The sequence below is a fragment of the Lysobacter sp. Root983 genome (genome assembly GCF_001429345.1).
GTDB lineage: Bacteria > Pseudomonadota > Gammaproteobacteria > Xanthomonadales > Xanthomonadaceae > Lysobacter.
The window spans coordinates 1-1877 of record NZ_LMJO01000011.1 but is presented as its reverse complement, the minus strand read 5'-3'; the positions used below and the strand labels follow the sequence as shown (position 1 = coordinate 1877).

Below are 1877 nucleotides of genomic sequence, written 5' to 3'. Positions count from 1 at the left end.
CCGGCTTCCACGGCGATGCGTTCCACCTGGCCCTCGACCTTCGCGCCCAGGAACTGCATGTGCTTGGACGTAAGTTCGCCCACACCGCGCACCTGCACCAGGAACTCGCCTTGCTTCACCTTGGCCAGCACCACCCGGTCGCGCGACGCCAGCTGGTCGGCTCGCCCCAGCACGCTCATCGCCGCTACCACCAACACTGCCGCACCCGCCGACACCAGCAGCCACCGCCGGTGGCGACGCCACCAGGGGGCTACCGGCTGACTTTCTCTAAGTATGTCCACATATCCTCCTCGGCTACCGCCGTCGCCACTCCCCAGCGGCACACGGCGGCGCAATATCCCAACAGCGATTCAGTTCAAGTCGAGCACGATTTCGATTTGCCTAGTGCGCGAAACCCTCCGACCCGTCGATGTAGCGACGCCACGCTTGCCAGATGGCTTCCGACAGTTCATCCGCATGTGCTGCGCCAAGCATGCTGCGATGATCTCCCCCTACCGAGGACACCACCGGTTTCTGCTCGCAATATTCCCAGCAGGCATGCAGGCGCTTGCGCTCCGGCATCGTTTTGATTTTGCCGTCGCGCGCGTAAATGACTTCCACCGCGCCGCGGAAACGACCCGACGGTTTGTATCGATCGTAAATGGCGGATTGGGCGTCGAACAGTTTTTTCAGACGTTTGTCCGTGCTCAGGACGCGCTTCAACTCCGGATCCGTCGTCCTGAACAGCTGCCACGGAAGCACCAGCAGGTTATCGATCAGCATCAGCTGCACACGATGCCCGGATGCCTCCAGCGCACGTGCCAGCTCGAATGCCACCGAACCGCCGTAGGAATGTCCGCCCAGCACGATCGGCCCCTCCGGAAGTCCGTTCTCGCGCATGGCCGAAAGATTCATCTCGACGATGTCTTCCATCCGCGTGCATGGCTTCTGACCTTCTTCCAGTCCCTGTGCTTCCAGGACGTGCACATTCATGCGCCCATCAAGCGACTGCGCCAGATCCCAGAACGAAGCGGCCGTCATGGCAAGACCGGGCACCAGATATAGCGTGGGTTTCCCAGGCGTCTTCTTGAACTGAACCAGCGGACTCCAGGTACGAGTAGAGACGTGCGTCGTCATCCGCGCAGCGAGTGCGGACAGCGTCGAATGCAGGAAAATCTCGCGCAAACCCAGTTCGATGCCGAGCCGCTCGCGCACCTGCGAGGTCATCTGCACCACCAGCAGCGAGTGGCCGCCCAGTTCGAAGAAGTGATCGTGGCGACCCACCTGTTCGACCTTCAGCAGCGACCGCCATATCTCCGCCAGCCCCTGTTCGATCTCGCCCTGCGGCGCTTCGTACCCGCGCTGCATCCGCGAGCTACCATCCGGCGCGGGCAGCGCCTGGCGATCCAGCTTGCCGTTCGGCGTCAGCGGGAATGCGTCGAGCACCATGAAGGCGCTCGGCACCATGTACTCGGGCAACTGCGTTTGCAGCGCTTCGCGCAACTGCACCGCCGTCGGCTCCGCTGCCGCCGCTGGCACCACATACGCCACCAGCCGCTTGTCGCCCGGCTCATCCTCGCGCGCCAGCACCACCGCCTCGCGCACGCCGGCACACGCCGTCAGCCGGGCCTCGATCTCGCCCAGCTCGATGCGGAAGCCGCGGATCTTCACCTGGAAATCGTCGCGCCCCAGGTACTCGATGTTGCCGTCCGGCAGCCAGCGACCGAGGTCGCCGGTCTTGTACATGCGCGCCTGCGGATCGGCACTGAACGGATCGCGCACGAAACGTTCGGCCGTCAGCGCCGGCTGGTTCAGATAGCCGCGTGCCACGCCATCGCCGCCGATGTAGAGCTCGCCCGCCACGCCCACCGGCACCGGCTCGCCCTGCGCATCCAGGA

Annotated in this window: 2 protein-coding genes; both read right to left on the bottom strand. The window is 64.4% G+C overall.

Annotated features, from left to right (window positions below; all coding sequences use genetic code 11):
- Nucleotides 1-281 (bottom strand): hypothetical protein (locus tag ASE43_RS21765; protein WP_200956245.1); only part of this gene is annotated, 281 nt, incomplete at its 3' end.
- 100 nt (nucleotides 282-381) lie between these two features.
- Nucleotides 382-1877, bottom strand: a 1496-nt coding sequence (locus tag ASE43_RS22865) for an alpha/beta fold hydrolase (RefSeq protein WP_200956244.1), incomplete at its 5' end; no start/stop codon positions are given.